The sequence below is a fragment of the Pseudomonas sp. SIMBA_068 genome (genome assembly GCF_046534705.1).
In the GTDB taxonomy this organism is placed as follows: Bacteria; Pseudomonadota; Gammaproteobacteria; order Pseudomonadales; family Pseudomonadaceae; genus Aquipseudomonas; species Aquipseudomonas putida.
This window is the reverse complement of record NZ_JAWRYI010000783.1, coordinates 1-262: the sequence shown is the minus strand read 5'-3', so window position 1 is coordinate 262 and position 262 is coordinate 1. Positions and strand designations below refer to the sequence as shown.

The window sequence follows — 262 nt, the reverse complement described above, 5'->3', positions numbered from 1 at the left end:
CAGGAAAAAGGCCTGTCGTTTCATATCAAGACCATCGACCTCGACAGCGGTGAACATTTGCAGCCGACGTGGCAAGGTTACGGTCAGACACGCCGTGTGCCGTTATTACAAATCGATGATTTTGAGTTGAGTGAATCTTCTGCCATTGCGGAGTATCTGGAAGATCGATTTGCGCCACCGACCTGGGAACGTATTTATCCGCTTGATTTAGAAAATCGTGCGCGTGCACGACAGATTCAGGCCTGGCTGCGCAGCGATCTGA

1 protein-coding gene is annotated in these 262 nt (G+C 50.8%); it reads left to right on the top strand.

Features of this window, described 5'->3' with window-relative positions; translation table 11 throughout:
• A partial coding sequence (gene yfcF, locus SB756_RS31435; RefSeq protein WP_410913417.1) for a glutathione transferase occupies positions 1 to 262 on the top strand: 262 nt, incomplete at both ends.